This window comes from Deinococcus hopiensis KR-140 (assembly GCF_900176165.1).
GTDB classification, from domain to species: domain Bacteria; phylum Deinococcota; class Deinococci; order Deinococcales; family Deinococcaceae; genus Deinococcus; species Deinococcus hopiensis.
Genome location: NZ_FWWU01000009.1, coordinates 2758462 through 2782718, shown reverse-complemented (window position 1 = coordinate 2782718; position 24257 = coordinate 2758462). Strand labels below are relative to the sequence as shown.

Sequence of the window (24257 nt, the reverse complement as noted above, 5' to 3'; positions counted from 1 at the left end):
GGGGCGAGGCCCGTCAGGCGGGTAACGAACACGGTTTAGGCTCCCTTAAGGCCCGGTCCTGCTTCGCCGGGGATGTGAATGGAGTCCACCTGCACGCCGTGGCGCAGCAGGACCGTTTTGAGGCGTTGCATGGCCGCCACCGCGCGGGTGCGCTCCTGTGGCCAGAAGACCAGGGTGAGCCGCCCCGGCACGCCTGCGCGCGGTTCCTGGGCTTCTAGCCGCAGGGGCCGGGCAAAGGCGGCGTCCTCCACCACGTCGCGCAGAATACGGACGAAGGTGAGTTCGTCCACGCCCGCGAGCGAGAAGGCAATGCCCTGGGGTCCCGAGAGGGCAGCGGGGTCGGTCATTCCACCAGGGTAGAGGCAGGCCTGGCCAGGGCGTATTGCCGCAGTCTCCATGCTGCCCTCACGCGGGTCAGCGAAAGGTCAGCAGTCACGCGCTTCGTGGCGGGGAAGCGGGGTGGGCACTCCGTACAATGGAGCGTATGACCTGGCCGGACGAGACCCAAGTAACGCACCTCAACGGCGCAGACCTGTACTTCGACGTAGCAGGGCCCGAGGATTCGGACGTACCCGCACTGATCTTCCTGCATGGCGGTCCCGGCTACAACAGCCTTTCCTTTCAGGAGCTGTTCGGGGAACGTCTCCTGGCACGGCGGGTGGTGTACCTGGACCAGCGCGGTTCGGGCCGCAGCGGCGCGCTGGAAGACACCCAGCAGGGCGGCGAGACCCTGGACCTGGACACGCTGGTGGCCGACCTGGAGGCGGTCCGCGGTTACCTGGGCCTGGAGCGGATCGTTCCGCTGGGCCACGGCTTTGGGGCACTTGTGGCGCTGGAATACGCCCGGCGGCACCCCACCCATACCGCCCGCGTTGTGGTCGTCAATCCCTGGGTCCATTTCCCGGAGTTGGCCCTGACGCTGTTGCGCGAGGCCTCGGCCCTGCGCGGGCAGGCGCTGGAGGATCCCGCGGCCGAGGTGCGTGCCCAGACCCCGGAGGGACAGCACCCGGCAGTGGGCGAGGCGCGGGTGGAGGCGGCTTTCGCATTGCTCAACGCCCGCGACCTGCTCAATGCGCTGCAGTTCCGCGACGCCGCCAGCAGGATGCACCTGGAGTTCACCGACGCCGAGGGGCAACTGACTGGTGGCGGCGAGGTGCAGCAGGCGCTCGTCAACCAGGGCCTGTGGGAATTCGAGTACGTGCCCTTCTTGCAAGAACTCCGCCGTCCCCTCTTCGTGATCGCCGGAGTGCACGACCGCACGAGCTACCCAGAGCAGGTGGAGTGGCTTGCGGACCTGGGAGGAGCCGACGTGACCGTGCTGGACGCTGGACACTACCCCTGGCTGGACGACGAGGACGCCTTTGCCGAAGCCCTGGAAGAGGCGCTGACGCGGTAGACCGTCTGAGGGCGGCGACTGACCGCCCAACGCCTGAGCACGATTGCGCCAAACCTGTCCCTTCTCACCATTTCCGCTCCCAGACCGCCCACTTGATCGTTAAACTGCCCTCACCCTTATGAAAGGTGTGATCCTCGCTGCTGGACGTGGCAGCCGTCTTTTTCCCGTCAGTGCCGGGCGGCCCAAACCCGCTGTGCCGGTGGCGGGGGTGCCCATCGTGGCGCGGGCGGTGCGGGCCCTGCGTGCGGCGGGGGTAGCGGAGGTGGCGGTGGTCATGGGGCCCGGCCACCAGGACGCCCTGCGGGACGCCACGCGAAACGAGGGACCGTTGACCTTCGTGCCCCAGCACGAACCCCTGGGCACTGGCCACGCCGTGCTGATGGCGCGTGACTTTCTGGAAGGTGGCCCCGCCCTGCTGTACCTGGGCGACAATCTGTTCGGCGACGCCTTGACCCCGCTGGCGCACGCCCTGGGCGACGCTGACGCCGCACTGGCCGTCAAGCAGGTGCCGGACCCGAGCGCCTACGGGGTGGCTGTGGTAAGCGAAGGGTGGCTGACGCAGCTGATTGAAAAACCCCGCCGTCCGCCCAGTGATCTGGCGGCTTGCGGGGTCTTTGCCTTTCAGGGCCATGTGCTGGATGAGGTGGCTCAGCTGGTGCCCAGCGAACGCGGCGAGATCGAGTTTCCGCAGGCCCTGCTGCGCGTGGTGGCGGCGGGCGGACGCGTGCGGGCTGTGACACTGGACGGCTTCTGGAGCGACGCAGGCACGCCGGGAGACCTGCTCGCCGCCAACGCCCACTTTCTGTTGAGCCTGTCCCCGCGCGTGGAGGGCCAGGTCTGCCGCAGCGCGCTAAGCGGCCCGGTGGTGATCGAGGCGGGCGCGGTGGTGGAAAACACCACCCTGATCGGCCCGGTGCTCATCGGTGCTGGCGCCAGCATTCAGAACAGCACCGTGGGGCCAAACGTCAGCGTCGGTCCCCGGGTCAGGATCGAGGGGGCCACCGTGCAGGACAGCCTGATCGACGAGGGCGCGAGCATCCTCTTCCCCTCCAGACCCCTGACGCGCGCGGTCATCGGACGGCGGGCAGTGGTGGGGCCACCCACCGGTGCGGGGCTGCAACTCGTGGTGGGCGACTACAGTGTGCTGCGGGTGTAGTCCGGTAGGCAGGCGGTCAGGCGAGGTCCGTCGGCCTGGACCCGTCGGGCGCTCGCGCTCGGTCCAAGGTGGCGGGGCTCGCCCTCACCGCAGGACTCTTTGCTCGTGTTCACCGCCCGCTTCCTGCCGAAGGACTTTCCCCGTACGCCCCCCACCTCAGGCGAGGAGGCCGGAAACACGCCCGTCTCTGCGCCGCGCCCGGGCAAGATGCCGGTCAGCCGCTTCACAACCGAAAAGGCCGCGCCCAGCAGGCCCTGGCTTTCATTCCCAAAGTTGTTGTTGACCACTTCGGCGTGAGGGGCAGTGACCGCCACGCCTGTACCTGCGGGCTGCCGGCGGCCCGGGAACTGCTGAGGCGGGCCGGCGCCTGGGTCCCCGCGTCCTGCTCCGCCGTGCCTCCCCCGGCAGGCCTGTATACAATCTGGCCACGTCCGTGTAGCCTGGACAGGTGCTGTCCCTTCAGAAAGCCGCGAGCATCCTCGGGGCGTTCAGCGCCGAGCAACCCGAGTGGGGCGTGCGGGCGCTGGCCGCACAACTCGGCATTCCCCGCGCCACCGCCCACGCCTACCTCGCTGGACTGACCGAAGCCGGCTTCCTGCGCCGCACCCCGGTGGGCAAATACCGTCTGTCCTGGCATATCGCCGAGATGGGCGCGCACCTGACCTCCGCGCTGCCGTGGTTCCCAGAAGCCCGCGCGCTGATTACACGTCTGGCGCTGGAGGTCCGTTCGGTGGCCTTTTTGTGCCTGCTGGAGGGAGAAGAAGTGGTGTGCGCTATCCGTGAGCGGCATCCAGACGCGGATATCGATTTGCCGCTCGACATCTACCTGCCCGCCACGGCGACGGCCAGCGGCAAGATCCTTTACGCCCATCACGAGACGCAGCCGCGGGAATTCGCCACCTGCACCGAGAGCAGCATCACCACCGCCGACGAGTGGCGCACCGAGGTCGCGCGGGTGCGTCGGCGCGGCTACGCCTATTCCATCGAGGAGTGGATTCCGGGGCAGTGCACCCTGGGCGTGCCCTACCGCCACGGGGGACATGTGGTGGCGGCCATCGGCGTGCAGATGAGCGCCAGCCGCTACCTGCGCGAGGAACGCGTCATCCGCGAGCGTGTGCTGGGAATCGTGCGGGAGGCGGAGGAGCGGGGCTGAGGGCGGGGCACACCGCGCCGAGGACAGAGGGCGGTGGAGCGAAAGGTGGGCTGGGGGCGGGCGTCTCTGGCCCACACCTCGTTTCGGTGCGCCTTGCCCTCCCGCACGGAGTGGTCCGTGTTCCGGATCATCCGTGACAGCCCCTTCCCTCCGCGTCGCTCCGGTGCTTTTGTCCTGCTCCGCTTCGCCGCGCTCACGGTTATCTGGCTCTTTGCAAGTGGGGTTGATTCCTTTCGTAAACAATAAGCTAAGACGCCGTATCAGACGCGCAGAAGCGTCTTCCTGCCGCCGAAACTGATGCGGAGCTGTCCGAGCTCTTCCGAAACCATTAGGAAGTTTTCAGGCCCCATCATGCGGAACGTGGCACGGTAGAGGCATGAAATACGTTCTCGTTTCCCTCGGACTGGCGGCGGCTCTCGGCACGGCCCAGGCGCAGAACTCGCCCAAGATCACCTCGCAGAGCATCATCGTGAATCCGGTGGTCTCGCCGCTGAAGGTCAGCGTGTGGACGTCGAAAGACACCACGGGTAGCAAGACGCCCGTCTATGTGGCGGGCGACCGCATTACGCTGAACGTCAAGACCACGCAAGACGCCTACGTGTACCTGTTTAACGTGGACCAGAAGGGCCGCATCAACCTGATCTTGCCCAACAAATTTTCCAGCGGCGAGAACTTCGTGAAGGCCAACACCACCAAGAGCTTTCCCGACAAAAACGACAAGTTCACCTTCGACATAGCCGGTCCCGCTGGGCTGAACAAGGTTCTGGCACTGGCAAGCAAGAGCGAACTCGACCTCGATGAGATCGCGCAGTTCAAGGAAGACCAGCAGACCGGCTTTGCCACCGTGATCGTCAAGGGCGGACAGACCGGACTGGCCCAGGCCCTCTCGATCATCGTCAAGCCGCTGGCCTCGCAGGACTGGGTGACGGACGTGGCGCAGTACCAGATTTCCAGCACCGTGGCGACGCCGCCCGTGCCCGTGGTGTCGACCGTGACCACCACGACCTCCACCTGGAAGTCCAGCTTCAAGTCCAGCCTCGGCCTGGCGCGCGTGTACGACTTCTACGCCAACCAGCTCAAGGGCCAGGGCTACGAGGCCGACGAGGTGACTTCCAGCAAGGCGCAGATGACCGGCAAGTTCATCCTGGCCGACGACAGCACCGCCAACCTGACGGTCAAGCAGCGCCCCGGCACCACCACCTACGACGTGGTGCTGGTTCGCAAGGAAGCCCAGTAGGGGGTCTACCCGGCTGACTGCGCCCGCCCGGCCTCCCTGGGCGGGCGTTTTTTTCGCTGGTGGCCGGAGGCTGGGCGCGCCCTATCCGCGCCCCCCCTCACCGAGCTCCCGCAAGATGTCCTCCATCCGCGCCCGCTCCTGCCCGGCGCTCTCGGCGTCGCCCTGCGCGAGGTGCCACTCTACGAGGTCCGAACGGGCCGTGATGTTCAGCGGATCGGCGGCGATCAGCTGACGCAGGGCGTCGCGGCGCTCCAGGCTGCCTCCCGGCTGTGCGTCGGCGTAGACCTGCAGGGCGTCGTGCAGCAGGCGCTCGGCAAATTCGCGTTCCTCGTGCAGTTCGCTGGAGAGGTCCGGAAGCACGGCCGGAGGGCCGGCGTCCTGCCGGAGCAGGGTCGCGAGCTGGTCCGGGTCCCGGCTTGACAGGGCGTCTTGCAGGCGTCCCAGGTCACTCTGCACCGGAAAGGTCAGGGTCAGGCGGCCCCGCGCGCTGCTGATCAGGTTGACGCCGAAGGTGGTGCGCAGGTGATACACGGCGGTCTGGAGGCTGGCAAGCGGATTTTTCGCCCCAGGCCAGAAGCGCTCGGCCAGCCCCTCGCGCGGCTGTGAGCGGCCCGAGAGGGCCAGGGCCACCAGCAGCGCCGCGCTCTTGCGGGTGGGAAAGTTCTCCGAGCGCCAGGTGCGCCCCGCGTGGGTCACGCGCAGCGGGCCCAGCACGCGCAGGGTGAGGGGAAACAGCGTCCGGGTGGCCTCGTCTCCAGCGTGCTCCACGAGTCGGTGGGCCGCCGGACTTTCGAGCAGGGTGCGGTAGCCGTGGGTGCGTATCAGGCTCAGGGCCTCTTCGAGGTCGCCGGGCGTGCCCCGGTGCAGCAGGGCCGTCGCCAGTTCGAGGCGGGCGTCTTCCTCGCGGGCGGCGGCGATCACCTCGCCGGGATCGCCGCCCTGGAGCGCGGCTTCGAGGTCTGCCCGGAGGCCCAGGGACCGGGCCTGCGCCAGGGCTTCGCTCGCCGCCTCCGCCTCGCCCAGCTCGCGCTGGGTCCGGGCGAGCAGCAGCGCTGTCTCGGCCTGCAGGGCGGGGTCCCCCCCCGCCTCTGCCGTGAGCAGGTCACGGGCCACGGCTGGAAGCCCCGCGTGCAGGGCGAGCAGGGCCTGAACCCGCCCCATCCAGCCCTCCACCCCCGCAAGCCCAAAGCGGGAGATCAGGTCCCGCGCCTGCTCCAGATGCCCCCGCGCCGCGCCCACATCGCCCAGCAGGGCGTGGACCTCGGCGAGGTTCACGTGCGTGAGGGCCGTCTCCTGGGGCTGCTCCGCCTGCAGGCGCAGCACGTGTTCATAAGGAGTCAACGCCTCAGCCAGCAGGCCGCGGCCGAACTGCAACGCGCCCAGCGTCTCCAAGCTGCGGGCCTCACGGCGCAGGTCGCCGGCCTCGCGGAAGGCAGCGATGGCGTCGTCCAGGCTGCGCTCGGCCTCGGCGTGCCGGCCCAGCTGCACCAGCAGCGTGGCGCGGTTGTGCGCCGCCTCACCGCCCGTTAGCCCGCCCGCACAGCTCGCGGCCTCGAAATCGGCCAACGCCCCGGAGGCGTTTCCCCGCATGGCCCGCACCACCCCGCGCGCATTGGCGGCCAGCGGCGCCAGCGTCGGGGGCAGGCCGGGCAGCGCCCGGGTGTAGAGGTCTTCTGCGCGCGGCAGATCGCCCGAGGCCCGCGCGAGCAGTCCCGCGAGGTACAGGGCTTCGGGGCGCTCACGCCAGTAGGGCGGCAGGACGCGCAGGCTGGCGCGCAGCAGGTCTGTTCCCGCTGTGGCCCGCAGGTGTCCGGCGAGCAGGGTGAGGTGCGCTTTCCACGCCCCGGCCTCGCGCAGCAGGGTCAGGGCGGCGAGCGTGTGGCCGCCGCGGTGCAGTTCATCGGCCACGCGCCCAGCCTGCGCGGGGTCCGGCAGGGGACAGAGGTGACGGCGCAACACGCCGGGAATCTCCCAGCCCCCGGGGACGGGCCACAGCCACCCACCTTCAGCCAGCGCCTCTACCGTTTCCGGCGTGATTTCCAGCACCGAAGCCACGCCCGGCGTCACGAGGGGAGACAGGGCCAGAGCGCGGTAAGCGCTCCGCAACGCCTCAGGAGGCAGCAGCGGCGTGAGCGCCACGGCGGCGAGGGGATGGCGGTACCACTCCTCCGCGGCTCCCCGCCCGGTAAGGCCCCGCGCGAGCGGTAACGCAGCGGGCCACCCACGCGCGAGGGCGTAGGTCTTGGCAGCCCAGCGCCCGTTCCCACCCAGCGCGGCGCGCCACGCCTCGGCGTCCAGGAGGGTGTCTGCTCCGGTCAGAACCAGGGGAGACTCCGCCGTGGGGTTCGTCTCTGCCCAGGCCACCACCTCGCCTCGTTTGCGTGGGAACCACAGCCAGCGCTCCAGCTCTGCGGGGGGAGGCCCGCACGTGACCGTTCGCCCGTGTTCTTCCGCCCATGCCTGCAGCGCTTCCGGCCCAGTGCCGATGTCCACCGGCGCAATGACCCGCGCTGGGCTGGATGCGAGCAGGGCCTGGAGCCGGGCCGAGAGAGGCATGAGTCAGTATAAAGAGATCCTTTAACGTTGCGCGGTTCGGGAAATTTCGAGTTCCCTTTGCGTTTTTTTTGAGCGGGGTTTGATGAAATGACCTCAAGCCCGACAGCCCTATCCCATCCCTTCAGGAGTCCCCCATGAAGAACAAGTCTCCCGTCCTCATGACCCTCACCGTCCTCCTCGCCGCCTGTGGTCAGGGCGTACCTCAGGGCAACGCGCCCTCTGCCCAGACTCCCGTGGGCGGCCAGTCCAGCCGCAGCCTGAGCCCACAGGCCACCGCGCAGACGGCCTGCCAGGCGCTCTACGCCACGGCACCTACCGGCGTTCAGGTGGACAGCTCGATGCGGTACGGCCAGGTGGGTACCTTGATCCTGTCCTTCGCCGACGACGCTGCCAAGGGCCGTGCGGTGACGTGGATGGACTCAAACCTGGCCGTGGACCCGGGTCAGGGACTGGGGGCCTTTGAGAACCTGCCGATGGTGGCGGTCAAGACGGTGGTGACGCCCGAGCTGGTGCAGTTGCTGAAGGCCAATCTGCCCGGCCTGGAGTCCATCTACCAGGACGCGCCGCTGCAGTACAAGTTGGCCGAGAGCGTGAAGTTCATCGGGGCGGACGTGGCGCGGAGCACCTACAACGTCACGGGCAAGGGCGTGGCCGTGGCGGTGCTGGACTCGGGCATTGACGGCACGCACCCAGACCTGCAGAACGTCGCCAAGAACGTCAAGCTCGTCGGGCCCATCACGGATGTGGGTGCGGGCGGCTACCTGTATGTAGACGTCCCCGACAGCGACACCACCAGTGGCCACGGTACGCACGTGGCGAGCACCATCGGCGGCAGCGGCGCGGCCTCGGCGGGTTCGGCACGGATGCGGCGCGGCGTGGCTCCCGGCGTGACCCTGCTGGGCGTGGGCGCGGGCGAGGGCTTGAGCATCCTGTACGCCCTCCAGGGCTTCGACTACCTGATGAAGCCTGAAATTCGCGAAACCTACAACCTGCGCGTGATTTCCAACTCCTGGGGATCAAGCGGTGAGTTCGCGCCCTACAATCCCATCAGCCTCGCCGCCAAACGTGCCTACGACGCGGGCATCATCGTGACCTTCGCAGCAGGCAATGAGGGGCCGGATGCCAATACCCTCAACCCCTACTCGGCCAGCCCCTGCGTGATCAGTGTGGCGGCGGGCGACAAGAAGGGGTACCTCGCGGACTTCTCCAGCCGGGGCCGCGCGGGTGACCCCCTTGTTCACCCCGACGTGACGGCCCCCGGCGTGGACATCAGCGCCGCCCGTGCCAAGACCGGCCTGGCCGCCACCACCGTGCCCGACGTGGACAACCCCCAGTACGCCACCATCAGTGGCACCTCCATGGCGACGCCCCACATCAGCGGCGTGGTGGCCCTGATGCTGGAAGCCAACCCCAAGCTCAAGCTCGACGACGTGCTGGCGATCTTCCAGAAGACCAGCCGCCCCATGTACTACCCGGTCGCCGCCACCAGCGGCCTGGACCCCAACCAGGTCACCGTCAAGCGCCGCGAGCTGTGGGAGGTCGGCTACGGCTACGTGGACGCCAATGCCGCCGTTCGCGAGGCCGTGCGCCTGAACCCCACCCGCTATTCGGTCAGCACCACTGCCCTGCCCGGCTGGAGCAGCAGTGTGGGCACCAGCGTGTGCGGGCCCCAGGTCAACTGCGTTTCCCAGTCGCAAGACGCCCATACCCTCAGCGTGCCCTCGGGCTCCAGCGTCCTGCGGGTGTCTACCGAGTGGGGCAACCCCGCCTATGACCTGGACCTGGAGGTCTACAACCCCGCCGGGCAGCTCGTCGGCTCCAGCGCCCAGGGCACCAGCACGGGCGAGGCCGTCAGCATTCCCAACCCTGCCGCTGGAAACTGGAAGGTGGTTCTGAAGGGCTATCTCAACCCCACCACGAGCTACACGGGCAAGGCCGAAGTGGACAAGGTGGTGCTGGTCCGGCAGTAAGGCCGCAGAAGGCGCATGGCAGAAGGCTCCTCCCCCTGTGGGAGGGGCTTTTTCCTTGTCAGGTCTGGGACGGGCGCGTTCCCCCCTCCACTGCTTGGCTCTCCAGGTCCCACGAGGGAAGACACCTTCGGGGCGAGGTGGCGCTCGCCACCCCCCTCTTTTGCAGAGCTCTGCGGGTCCCAGCCTCCGCCGTGAGGAGGAGAGTTTGAGATCCTTGCCCCTCCTGACCAACATCCACCAACGCCGCCGCCACGCGAAGCGCACGGCCTTTTCCAACCGAATGGGACCGTCACCCATACCTTCAAGCGGTCCTGCCGAGCGCGGCGCTGCTCCCCCGTCCCCTCTGCTGCGCAGCTTGACAAGGCTGGAGCAAACCGCAGCAGGGCCCCTGCCCCACATTTCCTGAAAGGACCCCGCCACTGCCCCAAACCAGCCGAGCCCGACGCCTCCTCCTTGTACCCGGTCAAAACCCACGTCGAGAGGACTCGTTCAGCAGGTAGGCTGGAGCACCGAACGAAATGATGTGGGGAGAACAGTCTTCCCCTCACCCGAAAGGAATCTACCCATGCTGAACCTCGGTGCCCTGACCCAGACCGCCCTGCAAGACCACCCCCTCTCCCGTGAGGATGCCCTCGCCCTGCTGCGCGTGCCGGACCACGACACGTTGAAGGTGGTGGACGCCGCGTGGCAGGTACGCCGCCATCACTTCGGGGACCGGGTGAAGGTGAACGTGCTGCTCAATGCCAAAAGCGGCCTGTGCGCCGAGGACTGCGCGTACTGCTCGCAGGCAAAGGGGGCCGACACGGAGATTCCCCGCTACCGCGTGCTGCACCCCCGCGAGATGTTGGAGCAGGCCAAGAAAGCCGCTGAAGCCGGAGCCCAGCGCTACTGCATTGTGCTGTCGGGGCGCGGGGGAACGTGGCCGGAAGTCGAGACCGTGGGCGAGGCCACCCGGCTGATCAAGGCCGAGACCAAGCTGGAAGTCTGCGCCTGCATGGGCCTGCTGCTGGGCGAGGAAGGGCAGAAGAAGGCGCGGGCCCTGCGGGAAGCGGGCGTGGACGCCTACAACCACAACCTCAACACCCACGAGGACCATTACGGTCAAATCTGCTCCACCCACACCTACGCCGACCGCCTGGAAACCCTGGCAAACGCCGCGAGCACCGGCATGAGCACCTGCAGCGGCGTGATTATCGGCATGGGTGAAACGGACGAGCAGATCGTGGACCTCGCTCTGCGGCTGCGGGAGCGCCGCGCCGATTCCATCCCCGTCAACTTCCTGATTCCCATCGAAGGCACCGAGCTGGACGGCGTGCAGACCACCGCCCACTTCACGCCGTGGTCCTGCCTGCGCGTGCTGGCGCTGTTCCGCCTCACCAACCCCCGTGCCGAACTGCGGGCTTCGGCCGGGCGTGAGATTCACCTGCGTAGCCTTCAGCCGCTCGCGCTGATGATCGCCAACTCAATCTTTCTGGGCAACTACCTGACGGAAGGCGGGCAGGAGGCGAGCGCGGACTGGGCCATGCTCGCGGACCTGGGCCTGCGGGCTGCCCCTGGAACGAGCCAGTCGGAAGCGGTGGAGGCGGCCCTTTGTTAAGGGGCGTCTTCGTCACGGGGACGGACACGGGCGTGGGCAAAACGGTGGTCAGCGCGGCCCTGTGCCTGGCCTGGGGTGCGGCGTACTGGAAGCCCCTACAAACGGGTGCGGTGGACGGGGACGACGACACAGCCGCGGTGACCCACCTCGCTGCCCTGTCCCCGGAACAGGTCTTTGCGCCTGGGCGGGTGTACGGTGAACCTGCCGCTCCCGAACGCGCTGCCACCCTGGAGGGAACCGAGGTGCGAATCTCGTCCCTCACGCCCCCCCAGACCTCCGCACCCCTGGTGGTGGAGGGAGCAGGCGGGCTGCTCGTGCCCATCAACGCCGACGAGACGATGGCGGACCTGATGGCCGCGCTGGGTCTGCCCGCCGTCGTGGTGGCCCGCTCCACGTTGGGCACCATCAACCACACCCTGCTGACGCTCGAGGCCCTGCGCTCCCGGGGGCTGCCCCTGCTGGGCGTGGTGATGAGCGGTCCGCCAAGTGCCCCCAACCGGGAAGCCATCGAGCGGCACGGTGGAGTGCGCGTGCTGGCCGAGTTCCCCAGGCTGGACGAGGTGACGCCCGCTGAGGTGGCCCGCCTCGCTGGCCTGCTGCCCGACCTGAAAGTGACCGCATGAGGGCTGAAGACCTCCTCTTCCAGGACGCGCGGCACGTCTGGCACCCCTTTACCCAGGCGTCCACCGCGCCCACGCCCATCGCCATTGCGCGTGGGGAAGGGCCGTACCTCATCACGGCGGATGGTGAGCGCCTGCTGGACCTCATCTCGTCGTGGTGGGTAAACCTCCACGGCCACGCTCACCCTCACATCGCGGCAGCCATTGCGCGGCAGGCGGGGACGCTCGAACAGGTCATCTTCGCGGGCTTTACCCACGCGCCCGCCGTCACCCTCGCCACCCGGCTGGCGGAGCGGTTGCCCGGGGGCCTGAGCCGCATCTTCTTTTCCGACAACGGTTCGACGGCGGTGGAGGCGGCCCTCAAGATCGCCCTGCAAGCCTGCTACAACCGGGGCGAAGGGCAGCGGCGGCGCATCCTGGCGCTGGAGGGCGGCTACCACGGCGACACCTTCGGGGCCATGAGCGCGGGCCAGTCGTCCGGCTTCTACGCGCCCTTCGCCGACAAGCTCTTCGACGTGACCTTCCTGCCTTACCCCGAAACCTGGGCGGACGACGCGGATGTGGAAGCGAAGGAGGCGCAGGCCCTCGCCACCCTGAACCGTGTGCTGGACGAGCAGGGTGGAGAGACAGCGGCCCTCCTCCTCGAACCGCTGCTTCAGGGATCCACCGGTATGCGGCTGTGCCGCCCCGCCTTCTTAAATGAAGTGGTGCGGCGGGTGCGGGCGCGCGGCATCCTCGTGATTTTCGACGAGGTGATGACGGGCTTTTTCCGCATGGGCCGGATGTGGGCCGCCGAGCACCTGACCGAGACGCCCGACCTGGTGTGCCTTTCCAAGGGGCTGACCGGGGGTTTCCTCCCAATGGGCATCACCGCCTGTACCCAGCCGTTGTACGAAGCTTTCCAGGGCGATACCTTTGACCGCGCCTTTGCCCACGGGCACTCGTACACCGCCAATCCACTCGCGTGTGCGGCGGCCCTCGCCTCGCTTGAACTGCTGGAGACAGCCCAGACGCGCCAGAGCGTCGCCCGGATAGGGGAAACGCACGCGCGCTGGCAGCCCGAACTCTCGGCCCACCCGAACCTCGAACACGCCCGCGGGCTGGGGACGGTGGCGGCCGTGAACCTCCGCGGCGCGGGGGGGTACGGCGGAGACACCAGCCTGCGCCTGCGGCAGTTCTTTCTGGAACGCGGCCTGCTGCTGCGACCCCTCGGAAACGTGCTGTACCTGCTGCCGCCCTACTGCGTGGAGGACGAACATCTGGACGCGGCGTACCGCGCGGTGCTGGACGCCGCCCAGACGTTCGGGGGTCCGTCGTGAGCGGCTGGGCCCCCCTGGAAGCGCACCTCGAAGGTCTACGCGCCCAGCACCGTGAACGCCGGTTGCGCGACTGGACCCCTGCGCCAGCCCCCGGCCACGTTGAGGTGGAGGGCCGCACCCTGCTGGACCTCGCCTCCAACGACTACCTGGGGCTGGGGCGCAAAGAATGGACGCTGGACACGGCGGCGGACCTGCTGCGGAGCAACTTCCCAACCCAGGAGGCAGACGTTGTCCTCGCCGCCCTGACGCGCTTTGGAGCGGGGGCTTCCCGGCTGGTCACGGGCAACGATCCTATTTACGGCGTGCTGGAACGCCAGCTCGCGGGGCTGAAGGGCCGGGAGGCGGCGCTGGTCTTGAACAGCGGCTACGCCGCCAATACGGGCGTCATTCCGGCACTGGTGGGCAAGGGAGACGCCGTGTTCAGCGACGCGCTCAACCACGCCTCCATCATCGACGGGATTACCCTCAGCCGGGCCGAGCGTCACGTTTACCGCCACCGGGATCTTACGCATCTGGACCAACTGCTGCAGGCCTGCTCCGCGCCCCGCAAACTGATCGTCACCGACGCCCTCTTCAGTATGGACGGCACCCTCGCACCGCTGGCCGAACTCGTGGCCCTCAAACGGCGGTATGGAGCGTGGCTGATGATCGATGAGGCGCACACAGGGGGCGTATACGGCGGGGGAGGCGCGGGGCTGGCCCACGCCCAGGGCGTTTCAGGCGACGTGGACGTGCTGATGGGCACGCTGGGCAAGGCGTATGGCAGCGTCGGCGCCTATATCGCCGGGGACACAGTGCTGATCCGTTACCTGCTGAATACCGCCCGCCCCTTCATCTTTTCCACTGGCCTGCCACCCGCGAACGTGGCGGTCAGCCTGCTCAACGTGCTGACGGCACAGGGCATGGACGCTGCGCGGCGAGAATTACAGGCGAACGCCGCCAACTTCCGCGCCCGCCTGCTGGCGGCCGGTCACGGCCTTGCGGGCAGCGAGTCACAGGTGGTGCCCCTCGTGGTGGGGGAGGATGGGGCTGCCCTGGACCTCGCGGCCTCCCTTCAGGCCGAGGGGTTCGGGGCCATCGCCATTCGCCCGCCCAGCGTTCCGGCGGGTACGGCGCGCATCCGCTTTGCGCTGAGCGCTGCCCACACGTGGTCCGATCTGGAGCGGTGCCTGGGGGCGGTGGTGGACGGCAGGCGGGCGCCTCTGCCTGCGTAGACCCTTCCCCCTGGTGTTCGCCGCTGCACCTCACCGGAAGTCGCCGGCGGCCGAAGGCTGGCCTACGGTTCGGCGCGTTTGCTCTTGCCGCCCGCCTGCTCAGGCGCGCGGGTCAACTGGGCGGCAGGCACGCCCGTCAGCATGCCTCCCTCGGTATGCACGTCCACGGTTCCGGCCAGTGGATTGAGCTTGACCACCTTGCCGCACGCGCCGCTTTCTGTGTGGCACACCCGGGCGTTCTTGCGTGGCAAATCGGCCAGCAGGTCCAGGTACTGCGTATGCTCGTACTGCAGGCAGCACAGCAGGCGGCCGCACGGCCCGCTTAGCTTTTCGGGGTTGAGCGGGAGTTGCTGATCGCGCGCCATACGGATGCTGACAGGTGCGAACTCCTGAAGGTGGTTCGAAGAGCAGTTCTCGCGTCCGCAGGCCCCCAGCGTACCAATCATCTGCGCCTGCTCTCGGGGGCCAACGGCGGCAAAGTTCACCCGGGCGCGGGTGTGGGCGCGCAACTCGCTGATCAGGCCGCCGAGCTCGATGCGCTCGTCGGCGCTGTAGCTCACCGTCACGAGGCTCTCGTCGAGGGTGAACTCCACCGCCACGATCTTGACGGGCAGGCCACGCTCGCGGGCACGGGCACGCAGCAGCCACTTGAGGTCTTCCCCCTGGCGGTGCAGTGCGTCCCAGTGGGTCAGGTCGTCGGCGGTCGCGGCGCGCAGCACGCTGCCGTAGCGGGCCTGCGGGTCCGGCCCGGCGGCCTCGCCGCGCACGGTCGCCACCTCGGGGCCACGCTTGCCCTGCACGACGACGCGCGTGTCCACCGCATGCGCCACCTCACTCAGCATGGGGTGCAGGCGGGGACTGCGTTCGAAACGGACAGGAAGGACAACCACGCCCTGCAGGATGTCACGTCCGGGCCGGAGGCGTGGGGAGTGGGGTTACGAAGGGACGGGCGCCTTCCACGCCTCAGGTGCCCCGTCCTTCCGGCGATGGGGGATCAGGACCGGCAGACGCAGCGTGAACTGCACGGCCCGCCACGTCACGGCCCGCTGCCACCGCCGAACCGGGCCGCAAGCCCTGCAGGGTCCGTTCGGTGGTGGCCCGCATCAGCAGGGCGGCGTGACGGTCGAGAGCGGCTTGATGGCGTGTTTCTGAGAACATGCTTCCTCCCCGGCGGGCCACTGGGCCCGACTGGAACGAGGGGGGTGGAGGTGGGTCAGACTTGCGGTGGAGGCGTGCTGGAAGAGCAGCCTGCACCCCGGCACCGCACGCCGCACGCCGCTCAGGTTTCGTGCGGGTTCCCCGTAAAGGCCATCAGGACGAAGGTGCTCTTGTGGGCACCGGGAGCTTCTTCCGCGCCGAGTTCCGTCAGAATGCGGTCCAGCGCGCCCTGGGCCCGCCGGCACTGCGCAGGGGTGTCGCGCACCGTGCGGATAGGCGTGGCCGGCGACCGCTCTTGCGCCGTTTCGGCCCGCTCACCACCGGCGTGGGCCAGCCGACCGACGCCGAGGTTTACCGTGAGGTGCGCGGTGTCCCCTCCGGCCTGCCCGGGTCACGCTGCGCGCGCCACCCGAGGAGGGCGTGGGCGTAAGCATTCGTGATTTCCCGCATGGTCAGTTCAATCCGCGGGATGCGCAAGGTCCGCGCGGCGGTCTGGTACAGCGTGCGTTCCCCCTGATGTTCGGCGACGTGCAGGAGACCGCTCTTCGGTGGGTTTGCGGACGTGACGCAGTTGGCGGGCGCTCCCAGGGCGTGCGCCGCCCGACTGGGGTGCAGGGTTTGATGAACTTCTCCAGCAGGCGCGCCCGGTGTGAGGGGTATAGCAGGGTCTCAGCCTGGGCGGGCGTATGAAACGGAGGCGGCCTGAAGACCACGCATGCCGGCATTGTGCGCGTCCCAAATTTCAGTTGAAACCCGAACTTCTGAAAAGGGCGAGAACCTTCGGCCCGCTATGCAAGCGGAGGTTCTCGCCCTTCCTCTGTTCGTTCCTGGGAAGGCAGCGGGAACGGACGCAGGCCGTCTTTCCAGGAACAAACGGGTGCTTCTCAAAATGGGAGCGCCGCAGCGGTCCGAAATTACGCCCGCTCGGCAATCACCTCGATCTCCACGCGCACGTCGCGGGGGAGGCGGGCCACCTGCACCGTGCTGCGCGCCGGGTAGGGGGCCTGGAAGTATTCGGCGTAGACAGCGTTCATGGCGGCGAACTCGTTCATATCGGCCAGAAAGACGGTGCTCTTGACCACGCGGCTGAGGTCGCTGCCCGCCGCCTGCAGCACGGCCACCAGGTTTTCGAGCACCTGCCGGGTCTGGGCCTCGATGCCCTCTTCCACCAGGGTGCCGTCGGGGCGCAGGGGAATCTGCCCGCTGGTAATGACCAGGCCCCCAAAGGTGGTGGCCTGGCTGTACGGACCGATGGCAGCGGGAGCATTCGGCGTTTCCACGATGTCTTTCATGGGCCTACTGTACCCGCTCCCCTCCTGGTGCGGCGCACTTTCTTCCCGTTGTGCTCGGTGGATCTTCAGATTCACCCCGCCGCACCTAGCTCAGGGTATTGCGGCTCTCACGCTGCGCCTCCCGGGTCTCGCGCTCGGCGGCGGTAGGGCGCACCTGCAGGGGTGCGGGCGGCGGCGACGGGCGGCTGAGGCGGGCGTAGGTCAGGCGCTGCGCGGCGATCACGCTCAGCATCAGCGTGATGCCGATCAGCCCTACGAACACGCGTGCGCCCGGCACGAGCATCACGCCCAGCAGCGTGAAGTAGGCCAGCAGCAGCAGGCCGTAGGTCAGCGACTGGCTGCCGCGCTGGGCGCGCAGGATCAGGTCCACGTACACCGGCCCCTTGCCGTCGCGGGCAGGCAGGGGGTAGGCGGGCAGACGCTGATCGCGCTCCACGTCCACGACCACCGCCGTGATGTTGTCGGGGCCGCCCTCGTCGTTGGCAGCGTTGATCAGCGCGCGCACGGTGCGGTCCGGGCTGAGCGGCTGCGCGAGCAGTCCCAGCAGGGTTTCTTCGGGCACCACGCCGCTCAGGCCGTCGCTGCACAGCAGGAGGCGGTCTCCGGCACGCACCTGCAGCCCGAACAGTTCCAGGCGCACGCGCGCCTCTCCACCCAGCGCGTTGCTCACCACGCTGCGCCACTGGTGGTGCCGGGCTTCCTCTTCCGTCAGGTTGCCCAGCCGGACCTGTTCGGCCACCCAGGAGTGGTCCTCGGTCAGGCGGTGCAGCTCGCCGCCCCGCAGCAGGTACGCCCGTGAGTCGCCCACATGCGCCACGATGGCTGCGCCCCGGTCGACCAGCAGCGCGAGCAGGGTGGTGCCCATGCCCGCGTACTGGCCGACCCCCTGCTCCAGCACGGTGCGGTTGGCGGCCTGCACCGCCTCTGCCAGACGCATGGGCGGCAGGCCACGCCCCTCCAGGTAGTGCTGGCTGAGGCTGTCCACCGCCAGGTTCGCCGCCAGTTCCCCCGCCGCGTGGCCTCCCATGCCGTCGGCAACGGCATACAGGCCGCCACGCGGCAGGTCAAGCGCGAGCGCGGCGTCCTGGTTTACACGGCGCGAGCGCCCCACATCCGTCATGATTCCGGACGTGAGGGGAGGCATTGCGGTTGGCCGCATGTGAACAATATAAGGGAAGGACTTTTGCCCGCCCACCCGGGGGTGGGAAAAACGGGACGCGGGTGGGGGACGGGGAGAAGAAGTCACGCCGGAGACCTCCGGAAGATGGGCGGGGAAATTCAGTTCTGGACCTGCACGCGGCGGTAACGCGCCTGCACCCCACACCACAGACCGTAGCAGACGGTGCCCGCCGCGATGAGGGCGAGCAGCAGCCCGCCGGCCGGCCGCTCCCGCAACCAGGTCAGCACCTCGGACAAGCCCAGGGCACGCCCCGGCTGACGCTGCCACGCGGCGAGCAGCAAAAACGCGCCGATCAGCCCCAGCACCACGCCCCGCGCGCCGAGGCCCACCTGCCCCACCCGCTGGAGCGTCTCGGCGTACCGAACGCCCTCACCGGTCAGGGCGACCCGCTTCATAAAGCGCGCTCCGTAGGCGCTGTACAGGGCGTTGGCCGCCACCCCGAGCAGCGCCACCCCCGCGAGGGCGAGCAGCAGCCCGCCGCCCGGCAGCGCCAGCACCTGTCCTGCCGCCCGCGCCTCGCTGTCCTGCTGCCGGGAGGCGTGGCCGAGCAGGGCGAGCCGCCCTGCGAACAGGGCCACGCCCAGATTGGCCACCGCGCTGAGCAGGTAACCCGCACGTTTGACCAGCCCGGCTGCTCCGTGGCCCTGGCGCTCAGGATCGAGCACCGCGCGCACCAGCTGCCACAGGGCATAGCCCAGCAGGCCCAGGGTCAGCAGTCCGGTCAGCGGGGTGCCCAGCGGCAGGTCCTGAAGCCGCAACAACGCGCCCTGCGGATCGGTGGTGGCTCCGCCCCGGCCCAGCGCCACGCCCAGCGCGAGGGCCCCGATGGCGAGGTACACGGCGCCCTTGCTGGCGTACCCAAAACGCGCGAGCGCCTCGATGCCCGGTGCAGCCTGGGCTGCGCCCTGACGCAGGCGGGCCTCCGCCTGCCGGCCGACGTCTCGAATGTCCGTCATACCCCAGGGTGGGCCATGGGCAGCGGGGGCGGATGGGGCCCGGTTTCGCGTTCTCTTGACGCTTGGCGCTGGCCATTCTGGCCGCCGCGCGAAAGGCCAGCGGGAGGAAGAGGTCCCACAGACCAGCGGGACGACGTCACGCTCCCTGCTGCGTTGCCCCAAGAGGCCCTCCGAAATCGCTCCGGGAGGGGAGTTGCCTCTGGGACGCCGGGCCCGTCTCCTCGCCCTGTACGTGGCGCTCCGCCCGGCCCGTAGGGGGCGTTTCCCTGGGTCTTTCGAGTCTCGGCCTCCTCATTTTCCGCAGAGGCCACCGGACGGGTCCGCCACGCTGACCTTGCGCACCAGCGGCATGATGGTCAGGCCCTGCACGGCGATGGTAAACAGCACGACGACGTAGGTGGCGGTGATCAGGTGCATCCGGTAGGGCGATTCGGGCAGGCCCAGCGCCAGGCTGATGGCGATGCCGCCGCGTAAGCCGCCCCAGGTCAGCAGCCGCACCGTGTAAGCGCCGTACCCGTGCAGCTCCCGGACGAACCAGAAGGGCAGCGCCACGCTGATCCAGCGCGCAGCGAGGGCCACCCCCACCAGCAGCGCGCTGGCGATCAGCTGCCGCCCGGTTATGTGGGCGAGCAGCACGTCCAGGCCGATAAAGGCGAACAGCACGATGTTCAGCACCTGGTCCACCGTCTCCCAGAAGCCTTCCACGTGGTGCCGGGTCTCCGGGCTGAAGGTCTGGTCCTTGGTGGCCGACAGGATCAGCCCCGCCACCACCATCGCCAGCGGCCCGCTGAGCCCGAGTGAGGCGGCCGCCACGTACCCGCCGATCACCAGCGCCAGGGTAATCAGCACCTCCACCGCGTGCTGCTCAATGGTGCGGACCATGGCGTACCCCACCGCCCCCAGCAGACCGCCGAGCAGCACCCCGCCCAGCGCCTCGCGCGCAAACAGGGCCAGCGCGCTTCCCAGCGTGGGTGCGGCGTGCCCCTCGCCCAGGCCTGCCAGCCCCAGCAGCACGAGAAACACGACCACGCCCACGCCATCGTTGAAGAGGCTCTCCCCGGCGATCAGGGCCTCGATTTTGGCCGGAACGCGCGCCCGCTTCAGCAGGTCCAGCACGGCGACGGGATCGGTGGGGCTGATGAGCGCGCCGAACAGCAGGGCCCAGGTCAGCGGCACGGCCAGCCCCACCAGTCCGAAGACGGCGTAGGCGGCCAGGCCGATCAGGGCGGTGCTGATGAGCGTGCCCAGCACCGCGAGCGTCAGGATGGTTACCCGCTGCGCCATGATCTGCCGGGCGTCCAGGCTCAGGGCCCCGGCAAACAGCAGCAGGCTGAGGATGCCGTTCAGCACGAACTGGGTAAAGTCGAGCGTCTGCAACACCCCCGCCGCCCAACCCCGCAGCCCGCCAGTGCCCAGCGCGTCGAGCGCGGTGAGGAGAATGCTCGCCAGGGCCCCCGCGAGCGTGACGCCCACGGTGGTGGGCAGCTGCAGCAGCCGCTCATTCAGGTACGCCAGCACGGCAGTCACGCACAGCAAGACGGCAAAGGCGCTCAGCATGGGGCCCATCCTATAGGGGGACAAAGGGAAGGGGCGGCCCCCTGAAGGACCGCCCCGAATCCACCGCCCGCCCGCTCAGTCGCGCTCGCGCTCGCGCTCGGCGTTGAGCTGGGCCTGCAGCTGCGCCTGCTTCTGGCGCATGTAATCCTGGTGAAAGCGGCCCTCGTCCATCAGCTCGGTGCCGATGGTCAGCTTGTCGGTGGCCAGCTCGCGCATCGCCTGGGTCACGAGGTTGCGCGTCCGCACCCGCTGTTCCACCGGCAGCACGCTGGGCGCACCCGAGCGCAGTTGCAGCGCCCGTTTGGCCGTGACCACCGAGAGCCGGTACTTGCTGTCGGTCAGAGAGAGCAACTTGTCAATGTCTTTTTCCGCCATATTTGGACCCCTTTTCGTTCCGCCTGCCGTGCCTGGAAGGCCGGAAGGTCTCGCCTCACCCCTCCCTCTGCAGCAGAAGGGCCGGGGCGCGCAGCCGTTCAGTCTACCCCGTTCGGCCGGGGCAAGCCAGACCGGGTGGCACGGTCAGGAGGTTCCTGCCAGCACCACGTACCGTTCCTCGCGGTAGGCCAGCCCCCGCGCAGCGGCCCGCTGCTCCCAGTCCTCGCGCCGCGCGGCCTCGCCCTGCCACTCGCAGTGGGTGGCCCAGTCTTCCCAGATGGGCGCCCAGGCCCTCACGGAGACGCGGTATTCGGCAAGGACGCGCCAGCCCACCGCCGTAAGGCGTTCGGGCACGCGGGGCACCTCCAGCTCCGGGCCCACGTACAGAAAGCGGGCGCCTGGCGCGGTTACGGCGGGGAGGTGCAGGATCACGCTTGTGGGCCCACGACGGGACACGATCAGATCGAAGGGGCCACGAAGCCCCAGTGGCACCTCCCCGCGTCCATCCCACAGGTGAAAGTCGGCGTGCGGCGCATTCCTGCGCGCCTGTTCGAGCAACTGCGGCTCGCGGTCATAGGCCACCCATCGCGCCACCTCCGGCCCGAAGCGGGTGGCGTCCGGGCCGTGTCCAGAGCCAGAGCCTCCAGCACGCGGACGGCTGGCCCCAGGCGTTCGGCCAGCAGCGCGCCGAAGGTAAGTTCGGGGTCCGGGCCGTTCAGTTCGCGTGACCAGGGGTGCCGGTAGCCGCCGAGGTCACGAGCAAGCCGGGCGTACCACTCACGAGAATGGGGCAGAGGCTTCATCTGGCGCCCAGCGTAGCCGGTAGGCGGGCATCATGGGAGGCGTGACTTCCTCTTCCCCCCGCGGGCCCTCCAGACGCGAGTGGTTCAGCGAGCTGATCGGCCGCACCCGCTTCGTTGTGCTGATCGCCGTGGTGGCGGTGCTGCTGGTGGCCTTCAGCCTCTTTCTCCAGGGCACCTTGCTGGCGCTGTACACCATCTATGAGACCTGGCGCGACATGCTGCGCGAAGGGGTGGACCAGGGCACGGGCGAGGTGGCCGTCGCCTTTCTCGAGGTGGTCAGCACCATGCTCAAGGCGGTGGTGTTCTACCTGATCGGCGTGGGGCTGTACTCGCTGTTTATCCGGCCCCTCAACCTGACTTCCGCCCTGGGTGTCGAGAGCCTCTCAGACCTGGAGCAGAAGGTGGTGTCGGTGGTCATCGTGATTCTGGGCGTGACCTTTTTGGAGCACTTCATTGCCTGGAAAGACCCGCAAGACACCCTGTACTTCGCCGCGTCGCTCGCACTGGCGGGGGGCGCCCTGGTGTTTTTCCAGCGGGTTCACCGGGGCCAGGGCGGTGACCTCCAGCAGCCGGAAGCCAAGCTGCGTGCCCGGCGGGAACTGTTTGAGCACGACACCGAGCAGCGCCATATTCGCGAGCAGGACGTCAAGCGCGCCGAGCAGGCCACCGAGGGTAAGGCGGAAGGTGAGGTGGACGCTGCAGGTGGAGCGGCGTAGCGGGTTTACGTCTCCAGTGCCGGCCGCGCTTGGCCGTCAGCCGCCGCAGGTCCTGCTTGCCCTCGCGCGGGTGGGCGACGCCCCGACGAAACTCAGCGGGCTCCACCCCCTGCAGCCGGGCCGCCCAATGGCTATTGGCGACGTCCATCAAGGCCAAGCCTACCTCCCGGGAAGTGCCAGCCAGGCGTCCTGATCGAAGGGCTCAATCACGTATCTCTCGGTGGTCAGGCCGTAGCGCAATTGAGTCCATGCCTATGGCCCTGCGCCGCGTGCTGCGCCAGCTGCCCTACCCTCCGGGCGCCGGGACGGTAGGTGCGGGCCAGCGCTGAGCTGTGCAGGCCGCCGAGCAACGTGCGCCGCGCCTCCACCGTATCCGTCATGTGGGCCGCCCCCTCCTCCAGAGTCTCCCGGTTCTGCGTGGGCGGGTCCGCGGTGGGGGCCGGTGGGAAAACGCCTGGTCTCCGGGGTGGAATCATGCCCCGGTAACGCCGTCCTCGTTCCCTCCTGTTTCGGCGCATCGACTTTGGATATATCGGGAATGGATGCGCGCCCCTTTCGTGAACACCTGAGAGCGGCTGTGCCTGCTGATTCTGGCTGTACTCGGGCGGCAACCCGAACCGCTCAGGTAATCCGGGCCCGGTCCGGGGGACTGCTGACGGCCCGGGAGGGGACGCTCTCCCCGCGGTCCGGCACACGCTGGCGGCTGAGGGCCTGGTCAAGCGCGCAGCAGGAAGTGGGCGGGTGCACCCGGCGTGAGGACCGGCTGACCGGGAAGGAGCGGGGCGAGAGGGAAAAGCAGGTGCGGGCGGTGGGCGCGGTGTTGGGGGAGCGGGATGACGCTGGAAGGATCGCCTACGCGCCGACCGCTCTGGGTTGGGGCAGGCGTAAGGGGAAGACCGGCCGGCGCTGCGCGCAGTCCTGTACCGGGCCGTGATGAGAACGGTGCGGCACGGCTTGGCTCAAGGGGATACCCTGGCCACGTGGACCGTGTTGCTGCCGACGCCGCGTTGGTTTGCCTCCTCGCCACGGCCCTGCTCCACGTTCAACCGCAGGCGTTCAGCCTGGAACGCCGGTGGGTGTGGTGAGACGGGTGGGCCCGCCTCGCCCCGGTTTGGCTGTCCTGGAGCTTGCAGGTCTTCACCTGTTCCTTGGCCAACTCCCCGGAGCGGTGGAGCGCGCTGCGCCATGCCGTGATCCTCGTGGTCGTGGCGCAGTCTGCCCTCAGCGAGGACGCTCGCCTGAGGCCACCACTGGCCCTGAGAGAAGACGCCGCTGATGCCGGAGTGTGTCGTCCTGTGGAAGCTTCCGCACAGTCGGGCGTAGCGTTTGGAGGCCGGTGTAGGACCGGCGGACATGCGGTAAGCTCCCCCCCATGCTGACCCTTGCTGAGGCGGCCCGCCTGCCCGTTGCGTCGGTGGAGGCGGAAACCCACCGCCTCGCGGCGCACGCGGCCGAAGTGCCCGCTGCCATGCTGGTCCCCGCCACTTTCGAGGAAGAGTTCTACCGCCGCGCCAACCTGCCCGAGCAGCTCTCGCGTCTGCTGTCGCCGGTCAACCCCGCTCGCCTGGACGAGGACCTGCTGGACACCCTGGCCACCCAGGCGCAGACGCTGGTGCGGACCAGTTCGCTGCTGGACGACGCGGTGCAACTGCTCTACCGCGCGCTGGGCAACGCGGGCCTGAACCTCGGCGAGGTCCATCTGCGCCGCCCCGGCGAGCGCGAAGCCGAAACGGCGCTGGTGGTTCCGCCCGGCACGGCGGCCCTGCATGCCCTCAAGCGGCTGTGGGCGCGCGACTGGACCTTCGACGCCCTGCTCGCCCGGCTGGACGGCGCGGGGAGTATCGGCCTGGAGGCCCGCCCCACGCTGGTGCTGGCGGGGCCTCCAGGGGTGCCGGACGCGGCGCGGGCTGCAGCGCTGGGCGTGGGTGCGGCGCTCGTGGGTCCGTTGGGACTGGTGGGCCTGCCCTGAAGCCCATTCTCGGGGAAGCGCACCCCCTGACCT

The 24257-nt window shown here is 69.0% G+C and carries 25 protein-coding genes; 11 read left to right on the top strand and 14 right to left on the bottom strand.

Annotation, left to right across the window (positions count from 1 at the left end):
- Positions 1 to 35: 35 nt before the first annotated feature.
- A complete protein-coding gene (locus B9A95_RS26940; protein WP_084050131.1) occupies positions 36 to 347 on the bottom strand; it encodes a hypothetical protein in 312 nt (103 codons plus the stop codon).
- A gap of 137 nt (positions 348 to 484) precedes the next feature.
- On the opposite strand from B9A95_RS26940, the gene B9A95_RS26935 reads away from it, so the two are divergent.
- Both B9A95_RS26935 and B9A95_RS26930 read left to right on the top strand, forming a co-directional pair.
- Positions 485 to 1396, top strand: a complete 912-nt coding sequence (locus B9A95_RS26935) for an alpha/beta fold hydrolase (RefSeq protein WP_084050128.1) — start codon at positions 485 to 487, stop codon at positions 1394 to 1396.
- 118 nt (positions 1397 to 1514) lie between these two features.
- Positions 1515 to 2552, top strand: coding sequence for a sugar phosphate nucleotidyltransferase (locus B9A95_RS26930; RefSeq protein WP_139806999.1), 1038 nt, complete (start codon positions 1515 to 1517; stop codon positions 2550 to 2552).
- Here B9A95_RS26930 and B9A95_RS26925 read toward each other — a convergent pair.
- On the bottom strand, positions 2531 to 2866 hold the full coding sequence (locus tag B9A95_RS26925; protein WP_084050123.1) for a hypothetical protein: 336 nt from the start codon (positions 2864 to 2866) through the stop codon (positions 2531 to 2533). The genes B9A95_RS26930 and B9A95_RS26925 overlap by 22 nt on opposite strands.
- Before the next feature lie 134 nt (positions 2867 to 3000).
- On the opposite strand from B9A95_RS26925, the gene B9A95_RS26920 reads away from it, so the two are divergent.
- Both B9A95_RS26920 and B9A95_RS26915 read left to right on the top strand, forming a co-directional pair.
- Positions 3001 to 3705, top strand: coding sequence for an IclR family transcriptional regulator (locus B9A95_RS26920; protein ID WP_084050120.1), 705 nt, complete (start codon positions 3001 to 3003; stop codon positions 3703 to 3705).
- Between the two features lie 376 nt (positions 3706 to 4081).
- Complete coding sequence (locus tag B9A95_RS26915; protein WP_084050117.1) at positions 4082 to 4942, top strand: DUF4384 domain-containing protein; 861 nt, start codon at positions 4082 to 4084, stop codon at positions 4940 to 4942.
- Positions 4943 to 5023: 81 nt separating this feature from the next.
- Here B9A95_RS26915 and B9A95_RS26910 read toward each other — a convergent pair whose 3' ends face one another.
- On the bottom strand, positions 5024 to 7498 hold the full coding sequence (locus B9A95_RS26910) for a tetratricopeptide repeat protein (RefSeq protein WP_084050114.1): 2475 nt from the start codon (positions 7496 to 7498) through the stop codon (positions 5024 to 5026).
- A gap of 134 nt (positions 7499 to 7632) precedes the next feature.
- Between B9A95_RS26910 and B9A95_RS26905 the strand changes: the two genes are divergently transcribed.
- The 5 genes from B9A95_RS26905 to B9A95_RS26885 all read left to right on the top strand — a co-directional run bounded on the left by B9A95_RS26905 (position 7633) and on the right by B9A95_RS26885 (position 14218).
- Complete coding sequence (locus B9A95_RS26905) at positions 7633 to 9468, top strand: S8 family serine peptidase (protein ID WP_084050112.1); 1836 nt, start codon at positions 7633 to 7635, stop codon at positions 9466 to 9468.
- A gap of 565 nt (positions 9469 to 10033) precedes the next feature.
- Positions 10034 to 11065: a biotin synthase BioB gene (gene bioB, locus B9A95_RS26900; protein WP_084050109.1), complete on the top strand. Its 1032-nt coding sequence runs from the start codon at positions 10034 to 10036 to the stop codon at positions 11063 to 11065.
- A complete protein-coding gene (bioD, locus tag B9A95_RS26895) occupies positions 11059 to 11688 on the top strand; it encodes a dethiobiotin synthase (protein ID WP_084050107.1) in 630 nt (209 codons plus the stop codon). The genes bioB and bioD overlap by 7 nt, the downstream gene beginning before the upstream one ends.
- Positions 11685 to 13004 (top strand): adenosylmethionine--8-amino-7-oxononanoate transaminase, encoded by a 1320-nt coding sequence (gene bioA, locus B9A95_RS26890; RefSeq protein WP_084050105.1) that lies wholly within the window; start codon positions 11685 to 11687, stop codon positions 13002 to 13004. The genes bioD and bioA overlap by 4 nt, the downstream gene beginning before the upstream one ends.
- Entirely contained in the window at positions 13001 to 14218 is a 1218-nt protein-coding gene (locus tag B9A95_RS26885; protein ID WP_212648388.1) for an aminotransferase class I/II-fold pyridoxal phosphate-dependent enzyme, read from the top strand. Before bioA ends, B9A95_RS26885 begins: the two co-directional genes overlap by 4 nt.
- A 62-nt stretch (positions 14219 to 14280) precedes the next feature.
- Here B9A95_RS26885 and B9A95_RS26880 read toward each other — a convergent pair whose 3' ends face one another.
- The 10 genes from B9A95_RS26880 to B9A95_RS35810 all read right to left on the bottom strand — a co-directional run bounded on the left by B9A95_RS26880 (position 14281) and on the right by B9A95_RS35810 (position 21539).
- Positions 14281 to 15060, bottom strand: a complete 780-nt coding sequence (locus B9A95_RS26880; protein ID WP_084051005.1) for a PSP1 domain-containing protein — start codon at positions 15058 to 15060, stop codon at positions 14281 to 14283.
- Between the two features lie 121 nt (positions 15061 to 15181).
- Complete coding sequence (locus B9A95_RS26875) at positions 15182 to 15376, bottom strand: hypothetical protein (RefSeq protein WP_084050102.1); 195 nt, start codon at positions 15374 to 15376, stop codon at positions 15182 to 15184.
- A gap of 121 nt (positions 15377 to 15497) precedes the next feature.
- Positions 15498 to 15641 (bottom strand): hypothetical protein, encoded by a 144-nt coding sequence (locus B9A95_RS34210; RefSeq protein ID WP_170928783.1) that lies wholly within the window; start codon positions 15639 to 15641, stop codon positions 15498 to 15500.
- 649 nt (positions 15642 to 16290) lie between these two features.
- Positions 16291 to 16668, bottom strand: coding sequence for a RidA family protein (locus tag B9A95_RS26870; RefSeq protein ID WP_084050099.1), 378 nt, complete (start codon positions 16666 to 16668; stop codon positions 16291 to 16293).
- 85 nt (positions 16669 to 16753) lie between these two features.
- Complete coding sequence (locus tag B9A95_RS26865) at positions 16754 to 17827, bottom strand: PP2C family protein-serine/threonine phosphatase (RefSeq protein WP_084050096.1); 1074 nt, start codon at positions 17825 to 17827, stop codon at positions 16754 to 16756.
- Between the two features lie 119 nt (positions 17828 to 17946).
- Positions 17947 to 18804, bottom strand: a complete 858-nt coding sequence (locus B9A95_RS26860) for a DUF1206 domain-containing protein (RefSeq protein ID WP_084050094.1) — start codon at positions 18802 to 18804, stop codon at positions 17947 to 17949.
- Positions 18805 to 19095: 291 nt separating this feature from the next.
- The gene (locus B9A95_RS26855) at positions 19096 to 20361 is read right to left on the bottom strand and encodes a cation:proton antiporter (protein WP_084050091.1); all 1266 of its coding nucleotides are present in this window, start codon (positions 20359 to 20361) and stop codon (positions 19096 to 19098) included.
- A gap of 75 nt (positions 20362 to 20436) precedes the next feature.
- Positions 20437 to 20736, bottom strand: a complete 300-nt coding sequence (gene rpoZ, locus B9A95_RS26850) for a DNA-directed RNA polymerase subunit omega (protein ID WP_084050088.1) — start codon at positions 20734 to 20736, stop codon at positions 20437 to 20439.
- 144 nt (positions 20737 to 20880) lie between these two features.
- Positions 20881 to 21192: a hypothetical protein gene (locus B9A95_RS35815; RefSeq protein ID WP_245808510.1), complete on the bottom strand. Its 312-nt coding sequence runs from the start codon at positions 21190 to 21192 to the stop codon at positions 20881 to 20883.
- Between the two features lie 2 nt (positions 21193 to 21194).
- Positions 21195 to 21539, bottom strand: a complete 345-nt coding sequence (locus B9A95_RS35810; protein WP_245808509.1) for a hypothetical protein — start codon at positions 21537 to 21539, stop codon at positions 21195 to 21197.
- A gap of 41 nt (positions 21540 to 21580) precedes the next feature.
- Here B9A95_RS35810 and B9A95_RS26840 point away from each other — a divergent pair, with 41 nt between their 5' ends.
- The gene (locus B9A95_RS26840) at positions 21581 to 22255 is read left to right on the top strand and encodes a YqhA family protein (RefSeq protein WP_245808508.1); all 675 of its coding nucleotides are present in this window, start codon (positions 21581 to 21583) and stop codon (positions 22253 to 22255) included.
- A 224-nt stretch (positions 22256 to 22479) separates the two neighbouring features.
- Here the strand turns inward: B9A95_RS26840 and B9A95_RS34205 are convergent, their stop codons facing one another.
- Complete coding sequence (locus B9A95_RS34205; RefSeq protein WP_170928782.1) at positions 22480 to 22635, bottom strand: hypothetical protein; 156 nt, start codon at positions 22633 to 22635, stop codon at positions 22480 to 22482.
- Positions 22636 to 23627: 992 nt separating this feature from the next.
- On the opposite strand from B9A95_RS34205, the gene B9A95_RS26825 reads away from it, so the two are divergent.
- Positions 23628 to 24224: a hypothetical protein gene (locus tag B9A95_RS26825; RefSeq protein ID WP_084050080.1), complete on the top strand. Its 597-nt coding sequence runs from the start codon at positions 23628 to 23630 to the stop codon at positions 24222 to 24224.
- Positions 24225 to 24257 lie beyond the last annotated feature (33 nt).

Coding starts and splice junctions, on each gene's coding strand:
- B9A95_RS26940 (WP_084050131.1), bottom strand. CDS start 347: ATGACCGACCCCGCTGCCCTCTCGGGACCCCAGGGCATTGCCTTCTCG.
- B9A95_RS26935 (WP_084050128.1), top strand. CDS start 485: ATGACCTGGCCGGACGAGACCCAAGTAACGCACCTCAACGGCGCAGAC.
- B9A95_RS26930 (WP_139806999.1), top strand. CDS start 1,515: ATGAAAGGTGTGATCCTCGCTGCTGGACGTGGCAGCCGTCTTTTTCCC.
- B9A95_RS26915 (WP_084050117.1), top strand. CDS start 4,082: ATGAAATACGTTCTCGTTTCCCTCGGACTGGCGGCGGCTCTCGGCACG.
- B9A95_RS26910 (WP_084050114.1), bottom strand. CDS start 7,498: ATGCCTCTCTCGGCCCGGCTCCAGGCCCTGCTCGCATCCAGCCCAGCG.
- B9A95_RS26905 (WP_084050112.1), top strand. CDS start 7,633: ATGAAGAACAAGTCTCCCGTCCTCATGACCCTCACCGTCCTCCTCGCC.
- bioB (WP_084050109.1), top strand. CDS start 10,034: ATGCTGAACCTCGGTGCCCTGACCCAGACCGCCCTGCAAGACCACCCC.
- bioA (WP_084050105.1), top strand. CDS start 11,685: ATGAGGGCTGAAGACCTCCTCTTCCAGGACGCGCGGCACGTCTGGCAC.
- B9A95_RS26880 (WP_084051005.1), bottom strand. CDS start 15,060: ATGCTGAGTGAGGTGGCGCATGCGGTGGACACGCGCGTCGTCGTGCAG.
- B9A95_RS26875 (WP_084050102.1), bottom strand. CDS start 15,376: ATGTTCTCAGAAACACGCCATCAAGCCGCTCTCGACCGTCACGCCGCC.
- B9A95_RS26870 (WP_084050099.1), bottom strand. CDS start 16,668: ATGAAAGACATCGTGGAAACGCCGAATGCTCCCGCTGCCATCGGTCCG.
- B9A95_RS26865 (WP_084050096.1), bottom strand. CDS start 17,827: ATGCGGCCAACCGCAATGCCTCCCCTCACGTCCGGAATCATGACGGAT.
- B9A95_RS26860 (WP_084050094.1), bottom strand. CDS start 18,804: ATGACGGACATTCGAGACGTCGGCCGGCAGGCGGAGGCCCGCCTGCGT.
- B9A95_RS26855 (WP_084050091.1), bottom strand. CDS start 20,361: ATGCTGAGCGCCTTTGCCGTCTTGCTGTGCGTGACTGCCGTGCTGGCG.
- rpoZ (WP_084050088.1), bottom strand. CDS start 20,736: ATGGCGGAAAAAGACATTGACAAGTTGCTCTCTCTGACCGACAGCAAG.
- B9A95_RS35810 (WP_245808509.1), bottom strand. CDS start 21,539: ATGAAGCCTCTGCCCCATTCTCGTGAGTGGTACGCCCGGCTTGCTCGT.
- B9A95_RS34205 (WP_170928782.1), bottom strand. CDS start 22,635: ATGACGGATACGGTGGAGGCGCGGCGCACGTTGCTCGGCGGCCTGCAC.
- B9A95_RS26825 (WP_084050080.1), top strand. CDS start 23,628: ATGCTGACCCTTGCTGAGGCGGCCCGCCTGCCCGTTGCGTCGGTGGAG.